This window comes from Microbacterium sp. P2_F9 (assembly GCF_056403635.1).
In genome coordinates this window covers 1-18,117 of the sequence record NZ_JBFUFC010000066.1, presented here as the reverse complement: position 1 = coordinate 18,117, position 18,117 = coordinate 1, and the positions used below count along the sequence as shown (strand labels likewise).

Annotated in this window: 17 protein-coding genes; 6 read left to right on the top strand and 11 right to left on the bottom strand. The window is 66.2% G+C overall.

From position 1 onward, the window contains the following. Nucleotides 1–201 precede the first annotated feature (201 nt). Together AC1DVT_RS09060 and AC1DVT_RS09055 are read left to right on the top strand one after the other, a co-directional pair. Nucleotides 202–1,815, top strand: a complete 1,614-nt coding sequence (locus AC1DVT_RS09060; protein ID WP_477388323.1) for an exonuclease domain-containing protein — start codon at nucleotides 202–204, stop codon at nucleotides 1,813–1,815. Nucleotides 1,816–2,170: 355 nt separating this feature from the next. Continuing rightward, the gene (locus tag AC1DVT_RS09055; RefSeq protein ID WP_477388321.1) at nucleotides 2,171–2,596 is read left to right on the top strand and encodes an HNH endonuclease; all 426 of its coding nucleotides are present in this window, start codon (nucleotides 2,171–2,173) and stop codon (nucleotides 2,594–2,596) included. A gap of 65 nt (nucleotides 2,597–2,661) precedes the next feature. On the opposite strand, the gene AC1DVT_RS09050 is transcribed toward AC1DVT_RS09055, so the two are convergent. From AC1DVT_RS09050 to AC1DVT_RS09035, 4 genes are all read right to left on the bottom strand, one after another. Then, on the bottom strand, nucleotides 2,662–5,217 hold the full coding sequence (locus AC1DVT_RS09050) for a S8 family peptidase (protein ID WP_477388319.1): 2,556 nt from the start codon (nucleotides 5,215–5,217) through the stop codon (nucleotides 2,662–2,664). Between the two features lie 5 nt (nucleotides 5,218–5,222). Beyond that, a complete protein-coding gene (locus AC1DVT_RS09045) occupies nucleotides 5,223–6,221 on the bottom strand; it encodes an AAA family ATPase (RefSeq protein WP_477388317.1) in 999 nt (332 codons plus the stop codon). Between the two features lie 210 nt (nucleotides 6,222–6,431). Continuing rightward, on the bottom strand, nucleotides 6,432–6,944 hold the full coding sequence (locus AC1DVT_RS09040; RefSeq protein ID WP_477388315.1) for a hypothetical protein: 513 nt from the start codon (nucleotides 6,942–6,944) through the stop codon (nucleotides 6,432–6,434). A gap of 346 nt (nucleotides 6,945–7,290) precedes the next feature. Next, nucleotides 7,291–7,788: a toll/interleukin-1 receptor domain-containing protein gene (locus tag AC1DVT_RS09035; protein ID WP_477388313.1), complete on the bottom strand. Its 498-nt coding sequence runs from the start codon at nucleotides 7,786–7,788 to the stop codon at nucleotides 7,291–7,293. Nucleotides 7,789–8,520: 732 nt separating this feature from the next. Here AC1DVT_RS09035 and AC1DVT_RS09030 point away from each other — a divergent pair. After that, nucleotides 8,521–11,544 (top strand): AAA family ATPase, encoded by a 3,024-nt coding sequence (locus AC1DVT_RS09030; RefSeq protein ID WP_477388311.1) that lies wholly within the window; start codon nucleotides 8,521–8,523, stop codon nucleotides 11,542–11,544. Between the two features lie 196 nt (nucleotides 11,545–11,740). On the opposite strand, the gene AC1DVT_RS09025 is transcribed toward AC1DVT_RS09030, so the two are convergent. Next, nucleotides 11,741–12,394, bottom strand: coding sequence for a hypothetical protein (locus AC1DVT_RS09025; RefSeq protein ID WP_477388309.1), 654 nt, complete (start codon nucleotides 12,392–12,394; stop codon nucleotides 11,741–11,743). Nucleotides 12,395–12,613: 219 nt separating this feature from the next. Between AC1DVT_RS09025 and AC1DVT_RS09020 the strand changes: the two genes are divergently transcribed. Continuing rightward, a complete protein-coding gene (locus AC1DVT_RS09020) occupies nucleotides 12,614–12,886 on the top strand; it encodes a hypothetical protein (protein ID WP_477388307.1) in 273 nt (90 codons plus the stop codon). A gap of 4 nt (nucleotides 12,887–12,890) precedes the next feature. Further along, on the top strand, nucleotides 12,891–13,109 hold the full coding sequence (locus AC1DVT_RS09015) for a hypothetical protein (protein ID WP_477388305.1): 219 nt from the start codon (nucleotides 12,891–12,893) through the stop codon (nucleotides 13,107–13,109). A gap of 159 nt (nucleotides 13,110–13,268) precedes the next feature. Here the strand turns inward: AC1DVT_RS09015 and AC1DVT_RS09010 are convergent, their stop codons facing one another. Beyond that, nucleotides 13,269–13,535, bottom strand: a complete 267-nt coding sequence (locus AC1DVT_RS09010) for a hypothetical protein (RefSeq protein WP_477388303.1) — start codon at nucleotides 13,533–13,535, stop codon at nucleotides 13,269–13,271. Between the two features lie 113 nt (nucleotides 13,536–13,648). Between AC1DVT_RS09010 and AC1DVT_RS09005 the strand changes: the two genes are divergently transcribed. After that, nucleotides 13,649–13,909 carry a hypothetical protein gene (locus AC1DVT_RS09005; protein ID WP_477388301.1) on the top strand — a complete coding sequence of 87 codons (261 nt, stop codon included), beginning with the start codon at nucleotides 13,649–13,651 and terminating at the stop codon, nucleotides 13,907–13,909. 66 nt (nucleotides 13,910–13,975) lie between these two features. Here AC1DVT_RS09005 and AC1DVT_RS09000 read toward each other — a convergent pair whose 3' ends face one another. The 5 genes from AC1DVT_RS09000 to AC1DVT_RS08980 form a co-directional block, all read right to left on the bottom strand. Continuing rightward, nucleotides 13,976–14,422: a single-stranded DNA-binding protein gene (locus AC1DVT_RS09000; RefSeq protein WP_477388299.1), complete on the bottom strand. Its 447-nt coding sequence runs from the start codon at nucleotides 14,420–14,422 to the stop codon at nucleotides 13,976–13,978. After that, complete coding sequence (locus AC1DVT_RS08995) at nucleotides 14,419–14,961, bottom strand: hypothetical protein (protein ID WP_477388297.1); 543 nt, start codon at nucleotides 14,959–14,961, stop codon at nucleotides 14,419–14,421. Before AC1DVT_RS08995 ends, AC1DVT_RS09000 begins: the two co-directional genes overlap by 4 nt. Beyond that, complete coding sequence (locus AC1DVT_RS08990; protein WP_477388295.1) at nucleotides 14,958–15,350, bottom strand: hypothetical protein; 393 nt, start codon at nucleotides 15,348–15,350, stop codon at nucleotides 14,958–14,960. Before AC1DVT_RS08990 ends, AC1DVT_RS08995 begins: the two co-directional genes overlap by 4 nt. Then, the gene (locus AC1DVT_RS08985; RefSeq protein WP_477388293.1) at nucleotides 15,347–17,155 is read right to left on the bottom strand and encodes a type IV secretory system conjugative DNA transfer family protein; all 1,809 of its coding nucleotides are present in this window, start codon (nucleotides 17,153–17,155) and stop codon (nucleotides 15,347–15,349) included. The genes AC1DVT_RS08990 and AC1DVT_RS08985 overlap by 4 nt, the downstream gene beginning before the upstream one ends. A 13-nt stretch (nucleotides 17,156–17,168) precedes the next feature. Further along, on the bottom strand, nucleotides 17,169–18,117 hold a 949-nt coding region (locus AC1DVT_RS08980; protein ID WP_477388291.1), incomplete at its 5' end, for a nucleotide-binding protein.

Genomic DNA, 18,117 nt, shown 5'->3' with positions numbered 1-18,117 from the left:
GACCACACGCTAGCTTTGAAGGGGCAAATCGGATGCCACGAACTGACGGGATCCAACATCGATCGCTTAGCGAGGAGGTCATTCCTCGGCGGCAAAGTGGCGATGTCAGCGATCGCAAGTATGGTCAGGGCTGGGGATAGCCGGGCAGGTCTGACTGCCGACTCGCCGCACTGGGTGTGCGGCTGAACGACTGGGGAGAATATGGGACTGTTCKACTGGATTTCGGCGCGCCGGCGCAGCGGGCAGGCTCCGACAGAGGAGCCGTTGGCGCTGGTGAGATCACCCGCGTTCGCGGTGCTCGATGTAGAGACGACGGGGCTTTCGCCTCGGCAAAGCCGCGTGATCGAGATTGCGATAGTTCGGGTCGATGACCGTGGGGTCGTCGTCGATGAGTGGGCGTCCCGGTTCAACCCTGAAGGCCCTGTCGGTGCAACCCACATTCACGGAATCACCGATGCGGACGTGCTCGATGCGCCGTTGTTCCGCGATCTCGCGAACGAGATCGCGGAACGGGTCGCGGGATTGCCGGTGACGGCGCATAATGCCCCGTTCGACCTGGCCTTTCTCCGGGCTGAGTTCGATCGTGCCGGTTGGGACATGCCGTGGGTGGCGGCGCTCTGCACGCTTGAAGCCAGCCGCCACTACCTGCCGGACCTGGATCGTCGCCGGCTTGTGGACTGCTGCTGGGCGACCGGCGTGCGCCTAGAGGGTGCTCACTCCGCGTTGGGTGACGCGCGCGCGACGGCTCAGCTGCTCGAGCGGTACATGACGGGCTTCAGTCGGGTGCCGGCGCTTGACGAGCTGGCGTCGGTGCCGGCGGCGGCGCGCACGACAACATGGCCGAAGGGGCCGGTGCGGCCTCCCACCAGGTGGGTCACCGATCTCCAGCCGGCCGATAGTCGACCGCGACGGTTCACCGCTGCACGTCCTGCCGAGCCCTCGCTGGTCGAGCAGATCACACAGGTRAGCCTGCTGGAACTGATGGAAGAGGGCGCCCCTGAAGGAGCCACCGCATATCTTGAGACACTCCTCGACGCGCTCGAAGATGGCGAGATCAGTGCCGACGAGTCCGCTCAACTCGCCGAACTGGTCACGGTCTACCGCATGACATCAAGCGACATCGCAGCCGCACACAATGCCCTCATGCTTGCCCTCGCGCACCGCGCGGTCGACGACGGACGGGTCTCGCAAGATGAACGTGGGCAGCTCAAAGAACTCGCTGCGCTCCTGGACGTTCCCGAAGGCCACGTCACCGCTGTCATCCGACGTGCCGATGCCGCGCGCTCAGCCCGACTCAGCGCCCAGCTCACATCCCTTCCCATCGACTGGCAGTACGGCGAGCCCTTGCGGGTGGGTGACAAGGTCGTTTTCACCGGCTGCGACGATGCACAGCGAACAGAACTCGAAGCGCGGGCAGCTTCGCTCGGGGTACGCATCTCGAGCAGCGTCTCGAGACTCACCAGCCTGCTCGTCACCGACGCACAACCGGACGACCCCTACCCCACCAACAAGTTCACTGAGGCCACGACCATCGGAACGCGGATCATCCACCCCGCCGTATTCGCGATTCTGCTCGAGCACCTCCAGCCTCCGTGCATTTCTGTCCCAGCTCCACGGTCAACCCCCGGCAGTGTCAAGCCGGGCGGTCCGGCGGCCTCCTCTGCCGTTTCGAGTGGAGTTAGTCCCGCTCCCGCGCAGGTTCGAGCATGGGCAGTCGAGAACGGGCACGAGGTGGGGGTGCRAGGACGTTTGCCAGCGGAAGTCGTTGCCGCGTACATCATCGCGATGGCACCCAGTCCGATCTCCAGTTCATAGCGACATGCGAGACCGGATCGCCTCATGTGCCCGGGGACTTTCTCGTCGGGCGGAAGGCGCCACCCGCTGGGACCGAATGTCACGGTGCGATGTCGGAGTCGTGTGGGCCGGGAGAGATGAATGAGTGAGCGGCGCGAGCCGCTTAGGCGCACGTGCCCGGGCTGCCATGAACAGTTTCCTTCGCACCGCCGCAACGTCGTGTGGTGTTCCACCGACTGCAACCTGATGACACGGATGGCAAGGCTCGGGCAATGCGTGATCTGCGGTGAAGAGGATCCCGACAGGATCTGGTTCTTCTTCACCATGGAAGCGAAGACTGCGTCGATCCATCAGGGTGAGAGTTTCGCTGAGGCACATGTCCTTTGTCGGCGGTCGGAGCTGGCGGAGATCGGGCGCGTCCTCAAATGCAGCTGCGCGCGGTGCAAGGCCGATCGCGGAGAGGAGGCGCAGCCCCCAGCGCGACGGGACCAGTCAACGGGGTGTGCGTCCGACGAGGCACACGAAGCACTTCGGCGCGGTCGCTGAGCGTGACGCTTGGACCTGTCAGATCTGCGGCATCCCCATCGATCGTGAGGCGCTCCCCGTCGACCCGTTCGCCGCGTCCATTGATCACATCATGCGTGTTCGCGACGGAGGGAGCGACGACATCGAAAACCTCAGGCTGACGCATCGTTGGTGCAACCTTGCGAGAGAGAGTGCGTCTTGGTGGAACGATGATGTTGAAATCGCGGACCGCGTTCGCATGACATTCCCGAGGCGATTCGAACGGCTCGTCACCTAGGGATCCCTCAGCGGGCGTGGGACGAATCGGATCGCAGATTGCGAGAGCCTGTGGAAGCAAGGACCTCAGATGGTGATGTCTACTGCGGAGCGGACCTGCTGGTAGACAGGCGTCCACAGGTCCACGTCGGCCTCAGGTGATTCGATGCTGATGACAAGCGAGTAGTCCACGCCGAGTTCGCTCTGGTCGGCCAGCGCGCGGTTCTTCCACCACCCGGCAACCGGGTATACGGCGACTGCACCCTTGCTGGCGAGCGCTACTGCTGGCCCGGACCAAATGTCTGTGTGCAACGAGCCGGCGGCCTGTTGCTGGTTGCTGCCAAACAGCCAGCCGCCTTCGGTGTTGAGGCTCGGTGGCCTCTCACCTTCGATGCGTGCGCGTGTATTGATCCGCTGACGGAACGAGTCGACACTCTCCTCTGGCCGTCGGGTGGCGAATCGGAGACCATGGGATGGATAGAGGTAGCGGCCCGTCCACCCACGGCTGGAGGGGTTCGGTTCGACGAAGTACGAAAGCGTGACACGCAAACGCACGCGTGTCTCTCCGAGGGCTTCGAGTTGTTCGGCGGGCCAGGGGAGACTGTGCAGGTTCATCTCGCGTGTCGTGCCGGTATTGCTTGAGCCCTGGCGTTGGTAAGGATGGATCATCGCCTCGGTGACCAGTGTCAGCGCATCGGTAGCGCTGTGGAGCGCCCGATCAGCATTAGGCACCCCCATGCCATATCGGCGCAGCAACGCCGTCAGCGCAGTCTTGCTCGTCTCGGTGTCGAAGCGTGTGCGCATGGCATCCGTCCACTCGGCTGAGTGAACGATTAATGCTCGGACCGTCTCGGGGCGCAGCTCGGGATACTCGGCGTATATGTCCGCTGCGATCGCTGCGACGTGGGCGGTTGCGGCAGAAGTATCGCGGGTCGTAGTGAAAAGGCCCTCCCCAGGGTTGCGGAACCGTGTGGTCAGCACGGCGAGGTTCGACGGGGTGTCCACGGCGGTCCGATCCGGGGATGCCGCGACATTGCCTCCATCCGCAACGACGTCAGGCTTGAACGGCCACTTCTTGCGGTCGAACAGAACCGATGTTCGGCTGACGGGCGAGAGCTCACCTCGCGGCGCGATTGGATGGTAGCCAGCGAAGCCCGAAGGCGCCCCAGCCATGTCATCGGTTGCGGAGTACGCACCAACCGTGAGCGCGTTCCAAGACTGACCCGGGTCTTCGACAGGCTCGAGATCACTGCGAGTCAAGTGATCGTCGGAGGCACCAACGTCCCGGATGTTGCCCGCCGAGACCACGAAAAGTCGCGGCCTCCTCGGTTCGTCACGATCGAGGTAGGTGAACTTTGGATCCGTGTCGTCGATCGCACGTCCGAACGCGAGCGCGTCGATCGTCGCTGACCAGGAGGTCGGCTTGCCTGGATCCGCGTTTGTGGCCGATCCACTCGCCGCCCCAGAGTTTTGGCGTGGCGCGGTCACTGCGAGCATGAACACTCGCAGGCGGTCCGCCGCCTGGATCTCGGGCTGATCGACGGCGCGAGCGGTTACCGCGCCGTAAAGATCCCGATCGTTGCTCCCGCGGTCCGGGAGGAACTTGACGGACTCCAAACGGTGGCGCAACTTGATAGTCGTCGAGTCGATGACAGCGCTCTGAAGGTCGCCATACAGAGCCAAGCCTGCCATCTCTGTGCCGTGACCATGTACGGGGCGCAGCGGCCATCGGGTGTCGACGACATGAAGATCGGACTCGGAGATCGAATCTGTGAGTAGTGGGTGATCGTCTTGCACTCCAGTATCCAGAATGCATACGACGGGAGCGGAGGTCGCAGGGTGCTCGATGCGTTGACGCAGATCGTCTACCCAGTCCACTTGCTCCGAGGCTGGTAGCTCCATCAAGTAGTTAGAAACGTCGTGAGGCTTTCGTAGCTCCGCGACGTCGTCCAGCGAGCGGAATGCCTGTGCCAATTGGTCGGCCGTTGCGTACAGCAGGACAACAGTCCGGTCTCCGAAGCCCAGATAGTGCTCACTCGTTCGCAGCCCATGCGCGAGAGCGAAAGCAGTGAACCGTTGGAGTTCATGGCCATCACGCTTTCGCAGCCATACCTCCCACCATGTCGCCGCCAACGAATCGCCTGGGTAATCCTCATCGGCGTCTGTCCAGAGCTCCCGAATAGTTGCCCGGCGGATCGATTGGATGCCCTCCACGAGGGTTGCGTTTCGCGCTCTGCCTGCCCCATCAGCTGACTCGACGTATTGGATCAGGCGATTGAGGAAGTACTCCTTCTTGCCTTCCGGGATGTATACCGTCGCGACTTGGATCGCGCCCTCGTCGGAGCTCACTTCGCGAACGGCAACCAGTTCGGGCTGCTCGCCAATGCGCTGGACATCGAGGCTCTCGAGCGCGAGTTCGAGGTCGGGGAATGAGACGAACGAGATGTAGGTGCCGAGAGTGGGCGGCGCGTCGGGTGCAGACGCGAGGGCCGTCTCATACTCCTGGACGAGGCTGGAGCCGTGCTGGCGTCGATCGCCGCCGAAACTCGTCCCATCGTTGCCGCCCCCTGCAACGGAGATTGAGAACGGCTCAGGCTGCGGTCGCGCGGGCACGACTATGTGGGGACGATCACGCTCGGCCATCCTTCTTACATTCCCCGGTCAAGTCGGTCGGTGGAACGCGGCCGCTCAAGCAGAGCCGAGACGAGGTCCCCTGTGAGCACTCTTGTTCGATTGGCAAGCACCGCGCGCTTCGCCGCATTCTCCGACGCCGTCGCGATCTCGGCATGGCTGAGCCCACGCGCCGCCTCGACGACCCTTGGCCAACTCAGATTGCTGGGGTGAAAGAGTGCCAATCGGTTCTTGATTACAGACTCAATCGCCGTGTCATTGGGGAGTCCGAAGTTCATTGCCGTGTCGAAGCGGCGATATAGGGCGTTATCCAAGAGCTGTGGGTGGTTCGTGGCTGCAACGATCACGCTCTCAGATATGTCCTCTTCGAGGAATTGGAGGAACGAGTTGAGAACCCGACGGATCTCTCCGACATCGTTGGGCGCGGCTCGATCCCCGGCAAGTGCGTCAACCTCGTCAAAGAGGTAAATGCCGCGGGTTTCGATAAGGGCGTCAAAGATCAATCGCAACTTTGCAGCGGTCTCACCCATGTACTTGCTGATGATCGTATCGAGCCGAATGGCGAAGAGTGGCAGCCCGAGCTCGCCCGCGAGTACGCGCGCAGTGGAGGTCTTGCCCGTCCCCGGGGGACCGATCAGGATCAGTCGGCGGGCTGGCTGAAGTCCATGTCGGGCCAGCGTGTCACGCTGACGTTGCTCGAGCAGAACGTGCTTCAGCCGCGCTGCCAGGTCGTCAGACAGCACCAGGTCCTCAAGCCGGGCATCCGGGTAGGTGACGGTCAGGAGCGACCCGAGCTCTCCTCGTGGCTGAGCCACGGGAACGACTGCTGCAACCCGCGATGGTGCCGGGCTGCGCTTCCGGAGGTCCTCCACGAGGTCGCGGAGGTCTTGCGCGAACTTTGACTGGCCGGACCGAGCGGCTTTTGCCGCGACTTGCATCGCGACCGCGTAAAACTGGGGGTCATCGCCGTCGGCGTGGCTCTTCACCAGCGCCTTGAGCTGATCGTTGGTCGCCACAAACTGACCTCCTTTCGGCGAAAAACTCGGTCGGGGCTATGCCCGGCAAGGTTTCGCCTGAGTCTATCTACCTGCATGTTGGTGAGACGTCATGACGCGACTCCCATCGCTCGGGTCCAATTCGAGCAGGCATCCCTGACATTCAAAGCCTCGCCCCGACGACCGCTGGTACCTTCCGGAAGCCCGTCGAGAGCGAACGGCATGGCGGACTTAGCCGACCTTCTTACGCCGCTGCCACCATCGACGGGGTGGAAGTTGCTTCATCGCAGCGGCCGCGGAAGCCTCGGTCGTCCGCGCTCTCTGTTGATCACGAACGCGATCTGGCGCGAATGCCGCCAGTGCGAGGCCGCCTACGTAACCCAGCGATCCCAGGACAACGGCCGCCCAGCCGGCCCAGTACGCAACGGTGTCATCGACCAGGGCCAGCGCGGTACCAAACACAATCGCGATAAAGCAAATGAAGGCTGTACCAAACCCGACTGCGRCAAGTTGCGTGCGCCGTCTCCGCGTGAGTTCCGCTACGGCAAGTTCGACGAAGTAGTAGTCAACGCGATCAGCAGCGATCTCCTTTTGGTGCTCGTTTCGCGAGTTGTTGAGCACCTTGACCCAGAGGTCGTAGCGAAAGGAGGCGCTCGCTTGATTGGCGATTGTGACCATCACGGTGGCAACAGCCGCTACTCCGGCGACCACAGTTCCAATCGTCGCCCAGTTCATGAAGCTCATTATTGCCGCCCATTGGGCCGGTCATGGAGTACATGTGATCCTGAGCCCTGCGGGGCTGGGGGCATTCGCCGGCATCCGAACCTTGATGGGTGCTATTGGGATGCCGAGGAGCAAACCCTGGGGCGATCACGAGCGCGAGCGGGGTATCAGGCGTGACGAGCGCGTGCCCACATTGGGTCCCACAGCGGGCCCACTGCGGGTGACTCTGTACCCGCCCAGGGAGCGTCGATGGGCTGCGTTTCAGGTGTCAGGCCGGGGCGGTGTCTGACAGGCTTGCGATCACTACCGGGCAGCCCTTGGTACTCCTCACGGTCATCGCCTGGTTACGCTGCTTGTCAGGCACGGCCTAGCGCGACTTCAAGCTGAGTTCGTCGGCTTCTTCGCCGTCGAGCGTCGCGACGAGCTCCGCAATCTTTGCGGCGATGTCCTCCATGGAGTCCTCCGACGTGCTAAGCCCCCCACGCGATGCGAGCAGCGGGCTGACCTGGTCAAGCTCCTCGAACGTCACATCATGCAGGACTGGCACCAGGAGGTTGCGGCGCAGCAGAGCGCTGAGCTCGCTGCCCGCGACGCTTCGGTCGGTGCGTAGGCGATCGAGCATGGCGGGCGTCACCAGCACGATTCCGATTCGCGAATTTACGAGCCCCTTGTCGATGGCTGCTCGCATGTCCGTGCCGAGCGTGAGGCTCACCTCGCTGAACCACACCGACACGTCCTCGTCGATGAGCAGGTCGAACAGATCTTTCGCGTCGGCCTGGCGGTCGGGCCAGGCGTGGCAAAGGAACACGTCGTTCGCCTGCGTTCGAGTCTCGGCCGCCTTGCGCACGGGCTCGAGGTTGCGCACCTCCTGCGGCGTGTACGAGACAGTCGACGTGCTTGGCGACCAACTGGGGCGGGCGGTGCGACGCCCCCCGCCTCCGCCGCTCGTCAGGCTCTCGCTCCTTCGCACCGGCCCGACTGGTTGCGAGTAGGAGGGGTACGATCGCGTCGGGTAGCCGTATCCACCACCGCGTCCGTGTACCGGGCAGGCGGCGGTCCCGCTCGCCGTGCGGTGGCCTCGCGAAGGCGCTGTGCAGTATGACATTCTGCTGATGCTACTGACGTACGACGTCGGGACTTCCCTCAACCGCTGAACTGGTGTCTAGTCGCCCGATAGTCGGTCTTTGGGCGTGGCGGGGGGCATGGCCCATCATCGCTACTCGCTTTCGCCACACTCCGCGACTCTGAATGGCAGCCTGGTTCGCGAAACTGCCCGATGAAGGCGGCACAAGTGAAGGTGCTAATTCCGCGAGCCAATCTCCGGAACCTCTCTCACAAAGGACGGCACCAAGACCCAACCACAGGACAAAGAGAGCAATGCACGCAGGCACTTTATGTGGAATGAGTAGCGACTTCAGCAAATAGAGAGTAGCTTTGGGGCGTGCGCGGGGGTCTCGAACGGTGGAAGCGGGGTGTCGGATCCCAGGGGGTCCGACAGGCGCTGGCGTACGCCTTCCAAGGTTCATGCGACTCACACATCCGCACGACCGCCAGCATCGACTCACTCTCGGCATACAGCGGCGCCGCCTCGGCGGGAGTGACTCGCTTCACGGTTGAGTCGGGGATCATCACTGCGGATCTGCTCGATGAGGTTCAGCTACGCCGGTGGGTGGATGGGCGTGATCCCGACACGGACGAGCGCCGCGGCCGTGACCTGAGCTCACCGGACGCTGACCTGATCCTGGACGGGACGGTGAACGCGCCGAAGTCGTACAGCATCGCCGCGCTGATCAACCCCGCCCTTGCCGCGGAGTTCGAGGGACTGCAGGATCGGCTCCGCGACCGGATCATCACCACCTGGCAGCGCGAACTCAATGCGCGGAGGGGAGCCGGTGGTCGCATCCGGGAACTCCTGCACCGGGTCGAGGTGGTCGAGTTGCGGCACCGTCGGTCACGCGCGTTGGACCCGCACATCCACCGTCACCTGTGGCTGAACGTCAAGGTGCAGGGGGTGGATGGCCGCTGGTCGAACGTGGACTCCCGGGTGGCGATGAAGCTGCACACGGTCATCAATGCCGAGGGGGAACTCGCCGCGCGCACCGATCCGGCGTGGATCGCCGCTCTCGCCCGCCACGGCTACACCCTCGACGTCGCCGGTGAGATCGCGGAACTCGCGTCGGCAGTTCGGCCGCTGTCGCGGCGGTCTAACCAGATCGAGCGGAACCGGGCGATGCTGCTCTCCCGGTGGCGGGACGAGCATCCCGCCATGGACCCGTCCCCGGAGGTCCTGCAGCAGGTCGACCGGATGGCGTGGGCGACCGGGCGGCCGAACAAGCCAGGCGATCTCGACGAGACAGCCTGGGAGGACCTGGTCCGAGGCGAACTGGCCGCCATCGATCCGCAGCTGTCTACTCCACGACCCGCCGTAGCGCTGGCCCAGGTGAGCGCGGATGACCTCGATCTGGAGTTGCTCGCCGCGCGAGCGATCGTCGAGGCCGATGCGCGGTCCGCGCCATACGGGGGACGGTTCAGCCGATTCGATGTCCGTGCCGGCGCGACCCGCGCGCTCGCAGCCTCCGGTGTGGTCACAGAGCGTGACGCGCTGCAGGGCACGCTCGACGAGGTCGTCGCCGACGCGCTCGCCCTCACCGTCGACCTTCTCCCCGAGGCATCCGACCGCCCCGATCACATCAAGGCGTTCATGGCCTCCGCCACTGCCGCACTCAAAGTGGAACTCGCCACCAGGTTCGACGACCTCACCCACGGGGGCCGTCTCGCGGATGCGGACATGGTCGAATGGGTCGCTCAAGACGTGCTCCCGGCGGGTGTCACCCTGGACGAGCGGCAGGTGGCGGCAGCATCCGCCATCGCGGGGACCGACCGGCTGGTGTCGGTGACCGGACCGGCGGGAGCCGGGAAGACAACCATGCTCCGGGTGGCGAAAGCCGCCCTCGCCCGAAAGGGCCGGCAGATGGTCGTGTTGGCGCCGACGAAGAAGGCGGCGTCGGTGGCCGGCCGGGAGATCGGGACGACCGCGTCGAGTCTGCACGCGCTGCTCGCCGACTATGGCTGGCGGTGGGGCCGCGACGAGGCCGGCGCCGAGATCTGGACCCGCCTCCGCCCTGGGGACATCGACCCGAGAACCGGCGTCGTCTTCGACGGTCCCCGCCGGTTCCTCCTGCGTAGCGGAGACCGGGTCGTGGTCGATGAGGCGGGCATGGTCGACCTCCACACAGCAAACGCCCTCGCTGTCGTCGCCGCGGAGACGGGCGCCGGGATCGCGATGGTCGGCGACCACCTCCAGGCGATGCCGGTGGGACACTCCGGGGCGATGGCGTCCATGACAAGACGCGCCACCGCGGTGGTCGAACTGACGGCAGTGCACCGGTTCCGGGACCCGGAATACGCGGCATTGACGCTGCGGATGCGGGAACCGTCCTCGAAAGACGCCGCCCGCCTGGTAGCCGCGGAGCTCGACGAACGCGGGCTGATCCACCGGGCGACCGATCAGGTTCAGGCCCGCGACGTGATGGTGGAGGCGTACTTCCGGTGGGCGACAACCCATCGCCGCATCGCGCTGGTGACCAGCACCAACGAAGAGGCCGACGCGATCAACGAGGCCATCCAGCAGCGCCGCGTCGACCGTGGCGACCTGCCCCTCGCGCGCATCGCGATCGGTCAGGGCGAGCAACGACTGCTCGAGGGCGACATCGTGCAGACCCGCCGCAACGACCGGCACGCGGATGTCGAGAACCGCGCCATCTGGACGATCCGCCGGATTGCTGCGCACGGTGTCGAACTTGTCAGCGTCGGCGACAGCGGCGACATCCGGTCAGTGAGTCACGAGTATGCGGCTGACCACATCCACCTCGCGTACGCGTCAACGGTGCACGGTATCCAGGGGGAGACCACGGACGCCGCGGTGGTCGGTCCCGGCGTCGACGCCGCCGGGCTGTATGTCGGGATGACCCGCGGCCGCACCCACAACGAAGCGATCGCGATCGCTCGCACCGACACCGCCGCGCGCGAGCAGATCGCCGACAGCATGCTCCGCGGCATCCCCGAAGTCAGCATCGACGACTCCATGCGCGCCGCACGATCCGAGCTCAGCCGCGCCGCCCGCACCCCCTCCACTCCTCTCGACCACGCCGCGCCGGCGGCATGGAACGACCGAACCCGCCGACCCTATGGGCACATCGTTGACATCGACCGCGCCATCGCCCTGCAGCGCGCCGAAGAGCAAGCGATGCGGGAGCGGGTCGAACGGGCAACCGACTGGATGCACGCGACCAAGCGGATGCTGCTCGGGCTCGACGCCCGCATCGCCGGGCACCGTGCCGGCGAGCACGGGCGCGCCACCATCCTGGGCGCGGATGGTGAGATCGTGCATTCGCGGGCCCGGCTCGGCGAGCGATACTCCGCGCGCGCCGGCGAGCACGCGGACATGACTCAAGCGTTCCGTGAACTGTCGCGCACGACGGACGAGATCGAAACGGAACGCGCAGTGCGTGCGTCCCTGGACGTTCAGACCTTGGCCGCCGAGGATCGCGCCCGACGATACGACCTGGATATGGCCACCTACAAAGTCCCTGCACCCGCGCACGCGGGGCCCCGCCGATAGCCACCGCCTAACTGTTGGGCCGCCGACGGTTGACGTGCGTTCAGTGCAGCGGCCGCAGAGCTGGGGGCTGCCCGCGCAGCGATACTCGAGCTACAGATCACAGCGGACGGGCTTGCGGGAGGCGGCGATCACGCCCGTACCCCGCACCCATTGCCTTCGACTGGAGCTGGCAGCCTCCGGTCCTGACTCGACCGTGTCACTCGACGACCTCGATCCCATCCAGGTCCACATCCCAGTAGACCGCGAAGTGAGGCGTACGCCCCCGCTTCGATTGGGCGGAGAAGTCCTCGGCGTCCTTTTGACTCACCTCGGGGACGGGCCACGTGGCGATTATCTCGGGGCTCGCGCTCGAGTACTTGTCGCTGAGTTGCTCCGTCAGGGGTCGAGTGAGGTCATCGACGAGGGCGCTTATGCGCTCGATCGCCTGGGAGATGCGTGACGCGGTACTCGGAGGCAGGTTGTGGCGGACGGTGATGGGGACGACCGTCTTAACCCGCCCCTCGGCAGTCAGCGCCGCGAGTGGCAGCGAGAGCGATAACTGAGACTGGGAATGGGCGACGGTGGTGTTTCGGTAGGTGCGAATCATGCTGTGTGTTTCTGCGAGGTCATCGGGTATCTCAAGGTGCGTGAGAAGCCCGCTTCTCACGTTGGAGTGGACAAACGCGCGCATGTAGGCGACGACGGCGTAGCCGGTCAGCGGTGGCCAGAGCGGCGACTCGCCGCCCGCCTCGAGCGCAAGATCCATTGCGACAGCTGCCTCGGATAGGTCGTCGGCATACGAGCTCAGCTCTGTGAGCAACCGTGTCTCGGGTGTGTCGGGCAGCATCGCGAGCGTCGGCGTGATTGGCACGGCTCCATCATGCAGCCTGCGGGCTCGGCCCCAACGTCCTGCCCGTCCCAGGTCCGCTCGCCACCGCGAGCATCCGCACGACAAACCAGGACGGGTGACTGCAAGGGGCGTGGATGACGTTCACACCGTGATGTCCGCTGTCGCAAAGTCGAAACGATCAACGTTGGTCATGGATGCCTGCCACAGTCGACGACGCCGAACCGTGGATAGGGTCGGGGGATGGATAGGCGGGCCGGCAGGCAAATGATCGCGTGGGCCGCCGCGGGGCTCCTCGTTCTGGCGGGCGTGATCACGATCGTGGTCGGCCTGTCTTCGCAAGCGTCGTTCGGGTGGTTCGCGTACCAGCCGCTCGCCAATGCGACCTTCACACTCGGTGGCGACACCCTCATCCTCACCCGCACGACCGCTGCCGGATTCATCGTGATCGTGCTCGGGCTCATCGCGCTCGCTTTCCTCGCCGGATTGCGCCTCGGCAAGCGGCCACCCAGATAGGACTGTGGACGCCCCGGCGGTGTCAGCGTTCGCGGGTCGCGAGCGGGGCATCATGGCGACGCGGCGGATTCTACGTGCCAGCTTTCTCCTTGCTCCTGGTCTCGGTTTTCATCCGGCCACGCAGCAGCTCAAGGATTTGACGATCACCGCCCTGGTGTTGGGGATAACTCCCGGCGCGGGTGTCGAAGATGCGGAATTCTGGAGCGGTGACGAAAATGGCTGATGCTCTGGACTTCGCTACCCCCAACTGCAAGCGATGCCTCGTGCGCTTGGAGATCGAGGCTGAGGGTCGACGCGCTTGGTGGCGTTGCCCGTCCTGTGAGATGGTCACGCTCTAGCCGATGCCCTGCCCTCGCGGGTCTGGGGGCGATGGCGCTCCGGCTCACTCCGCCGGGGTGACGGCGTTGGACCACACCCAGCAGCGCATCTCCTCGCCCCCGACCTGGAACTGGATGCCGCAGGCGAGGTCGTTCCAGACGACGACTACCGCGTCGACCTGGACGGCGTGGGGTCCGAATCGCACCCATGCCTTGCATGCCTTGGGCGCGGGGTCGCGGGTCACCGGCAAGGCCTCTGACTGAAGTTCCTTCGGTGTCAGKGTCTGGAGGGGACTGTCGGCGGCGATCCGCTGCAGGGTGCGTTCGTCCATCAGCCGGTCGTAGTGGTGGGCGTATCGTTTGCTGCTCGACGTGGCCGGACTCCTTCCTCCGGCCTCCAGAACACTCTGGTGATTCTAGAAGATATGTTCTAAACTGTCCATTCATGACGGACCTCGCGGTAGAACATGATCTGACGTTATGGATGGCGGGCGACATTCCGTCGCGGATGTTCTATGCCGGCCGGCGTTGGAGGGTGACGGACACCCCGACCCGGTTGCGGGACTCGATCTGGGCCGCGTCGTTGGYCGAGCGCCGGGGACTGTACGGGTGGCGGTTCCAAGCCACCGACGAGGCGGGCGAGTCGTTCGTCTTCGATGTGTACAAGGGGGAGGACGGCTGGCACGTGCATCGTGCGTACCCGTGATCCTGGGCTAGGAACGACGATGCGGCCGGGGGTACGATGACTCCCGGCCGCACCTGTGCAGATGGGTCAGCGGGCAATCCCGGTACCGGCGTACGAGGCCGGTGCCACTGTCGGCCCCGTAGCTGTTGCTGCGGGGCCGTTAGCTTTTGGGGTGCGCTCGATGTCCACGTTGGCGAACTTGAGTGACGCGCCGACGTTGTCCGCGACGACGTCGCGGGTCTCGCGGGTCTGACCGGTCTCCTTGTCGGTGTAGGTCCCGAACCGGAGGTCCCCGGCGACGATCACCGCGTCGCCCTTGCGGAGCGAGTCTGCGACGTTCCGGGATTGCTGGTTGAACACGACGACACGGTGAAACACCGTGCCGGCATCCTCCCACCGGTTGGTGGTCTCGTTGAGGCGGCGGTCGTTGACGGCGACGGTGAACCGGGCGTATTCGTTGCCCGATTCTGACGTGTCGTGTTCGGGGTCGCCGGTGAGGTTGCCCTCGATGGTGACCGGGATTCTGGTGGTCATTGTTCTTCCTTCCTGTTCTGAGACGCCGGGGCGTCTCGGTGTGCGCGGGCCTGGCTGGTCCACGCGTCCCATTCCTCCGGGTCGATCTCGTCGATCGTCGAGCGGGGAATGATGTCTTTGTGTCCGTTGCTGCACCCGCCTGCATACGCGCGGGTCAGCCGGGGCATCGCGGCGGCGAGGCGTTCGTGCCAGGTGATCGGTCCGAGCCCGGTGTCGCGGGTGTCGAACGAGACGACGTGGGCGGCGTGCAGGGCGGAGAGTTCTTCGACGAGGTGCCCGTGCTTCCACCAGCAGTTCGGGACGGTCGACTCGGGGACCCGGTAGCGGATCACGAACCACTCCACCCACTCCCGGAGCGCGTCCCACGCGGCCGGCGCCTTCTCGTTGCTGAGCCGCCGCCAGTTGACGACCTCGATCCCGATCGGCGCCGAGCTGACGGCGCGCGAGTCGGGTGGGATGGTGCGCGGGTCGGGGGTGAAGGATGCCTGCTCCCGGCCCATCAGCCAGTCGACATCGTCTTCGCTGCCGGGGTCGCTCACGATGGCCCCTCCGATCCCTGGGGCTTGAGGCCGAGCCGTTCGAGTGCCAGGTAGGTGGCGTCCCGGCGGGTGCGGTGCCGGGAGAGCAGCACGTCCCGGTCGATGAGCCGGTGTAGCAGCTCATGGCAGGACCGGTGCATCGGCATCAAGTCCTCGTACGGCTCCGCGGCGGTCCACTCCCCGGCGTTCAGGTGCACCCCCGCATAGTCGAGGTGATGCAGCTCGAGCCGCGACTTGGTGTCGCGCCTGCCGCACCCGACGCAGACGAGGGGTTCCCCGGTGGCGGCCTGCTCGGCGAACCAGCGGGCACGGCGCGCGAACCACGCCCGCTGTGTCAGGTATTCCAGCCGGTAGGGGTGGAAGATTCCGCCGCGGCGCTGGTTGCTCATTCCTCCGTCACCGCCTCAGCGGGGGTGGGCTCTGTCGGGCTGGCAGCGGTGTGGAACACTTCGCGTTGTTCGCGTTCGGTGGCGCGTTTGCCGACGGCGATGCTGCGGGCGTCGCGTCGTTCGTCCCACCCGGCCAGGTCCAGGAGCACGCCGCGGCGGTTCCGGTAGGCGAGCAGCCCGAGGGTTTGCGGCATCCGCCTGATCTCGTCGACGGACATCAGCGGGCGGCGTTCGTGCTGTTCGTTGGTGTAGTGCCCGGACTGCTGGGTGGACCAGGACCGTTGGGTGCGGCGGGTGTCGCGGGTGCCCAGCAGGGTTTCGATGTCGCGGAGGTGGTCGACGTGGCTGGCGCCGCCGAGCAGCACCTTCGCGGTCGCGGCGGCCCAGATGGTGTCGGCTTCGGCGCGGGACCAGGAGGTTTCGGCTTGGGAGAGGGCTTGCAGGACGACGAAGGTGCAGATGCCGCGGCCGCCGCCGTCGGCCATGATGCGGGGGAGGTTCCCCCACCGGAACATGTTCACGATCTCGTCGAGGATCAAACCGAGCGGGTGGGTGAGACGGGATCCGGGGGAGGCGAGGGCGCGAGTGCGGGCGACTTCGACGACGTCATCCAGGAGTGCGCTGAGCCAGCCGCCCATCGCCGCCGCCCCGGACGAGGATCCGAGCAGGTAGAGCGTGTTGGACGCGTCGAGGAACTCGCGGGGGTCGAACACCGGGTCCCCGGGCCGGGGCATCAGGGCGTCGCGGATCTGTGGGACGGCGAGGGGTGCGACGGCRCCTTGCACGCCGAACCAGATCGRGGAGGCGAGTTTCTCGTCCCCGCTGATGGTCGCTTCGAGGTTGTCGCCCCAGCCGGGGGCGCCGTTGGCGCGGAGGATGTCGACCGCGTCCCGCGCCTGGGCGGGGCTGGTGCCCCAGTTGTACACCTCCGCGATGGATTGGTTCCCGACGGCGGCGGCGTGCAGCAGCCGGCCGAGGATCACCCCGGAGGCTTGCGCCCATTCCCCGTTCGTCGTCGACTCCCCGAGGGCGGTGCCGGTGATGATCGCGTTGCCGCGCTGCATCGCGATCAGCGGGTCCTCGCACCCGACGATCGGGTTCACCCGCATCGGGTGCCGGATGCCGGAGAGCCCCTGCGGGTCGAAGACGTGCACGTTCCCGCGCTGCTGCCGCATCCGCATGGTGGCGGTGAGGTTGTCGTTGGTGGTGGAGGTGGTGATCAGCGGGCCGGACCAGTCCACGATCGCGGAGATCAGCACCCGGTACCCCTTCCCTGACCGGGGTGGGCCTTCCAGGGCGACGGAGTCTTCGATGGACACGTACACGTCCATCCCCCGGGACCGCCCGACCCGCCACCCGACGTCGGTCGGTGCGGGCCGGGTGATGTCGGGGCGGAGCTGGCTGGCGCGTCGCAGCACGGCTTTCGCGGACAGGTGCTCCCGGATCTCCGACGCCTGCGCGAACCCGGGCCGGGTGCGCAGGTCGGTGAGGAAGGACCGGTCCGACTGCCGGTACCGGCGCACCGCGACGATCACCCACAACGCCAGGCCGGCGACGACCAGCAGGGTCAGCAGGTCGACGATCCGGATCGGGGTCACCGGGAGCTCGCACCCGGGAGGGGCGGTGTAGGCGGCAGGGTTCCCGGTGACGGCGAGCCAGAGTCCGGAGAAGAGGCTTTCCGCGGTCGGGCGTGCCCCGCAGACCAGTTGGGTGAGGGCTTCGGCGATGAACCCGAATACCAGGGAGAGGATCAGGGCGCACGCGATCAGGACCGCGATGGCTCTGCCGAGGATGCCGTCGTTCATCACCGGGCCCCGTTCAGAGTCCTCGTGCGGCGGACGCGGCCACGCGCAGCCAGGCGTCGCGGGTGTTCGGGCGGAGCGCATCGAAGCGCAGCGGCCCGGATTTCAGGGCCGGGTCGAACGGGATGATCTGCACGTCCCGGACGTGCCCGGCGAACCCGTCGGCGATCCGCCGCACCGCGGGCAGCGATGAGCGTTCGGACTGGGTGACGATGACGACCGCGTTGTCCGCCAGGACGGCGGACCGTTCGTCGCGGGCGCGGAGCGCGTCCAGCAGGAGCGCGGCGGATTCGGCGGATTCCGGGGCGGCGAGGGTGGGGATCACGAGCTGGTAGGAGGAGTCCACCATCCGCAGCCATCGTTCCGCGGATTCGTCGTTGCCGGAGTCGAACACCACGACCCGGTAGTAGCGGGCCGCGACCTGCAGGAGCAGGTCGAACTCGGCGGTCGCGATCCGCTGATCGGTGGCGAGCAGCTCCGGGTTGGAGCGGAGCACGTCGTACCGGTCGGCGGGCTGGTGGTGCACGAACCGTGCGATGTCCGACACTCCCGAAGTCCCGGACAGCAGGCCTTCGGCGGCGGGGAGCAGGTCGCGCAGAGTGGTGTCGTAGACGCCCTGCTCCGTGCGCCAGCCGAGGGTGCCGCGGGTGTCGTTGTTGTCCCAGGCGAGCACGTTCCCGCCCCCCTCCCGGGCGTACACGGCGGCGAGCATCGCGGTGGTCATGGTTTTCCCGACCCCGCCCTTGCCGTTCGCGACCGCGATCGTGCGGCATCCCGCCCAATGCCGGGACACCAGGCCGACATCCTCGGCCCGCCGCCTCTCCGCCGCGGACGGCCCCACGTGGATGCCGACCCGCGCGAAAGCTCCGCGCCACCCTGCCGGGCGGGTCGTGGTGGTGGTCGGGGTGGTGAGGAAGGTGGGGCGGTCGGGTGGCCCCGCGGCCGGGACCGGTGGAGCGTAGACC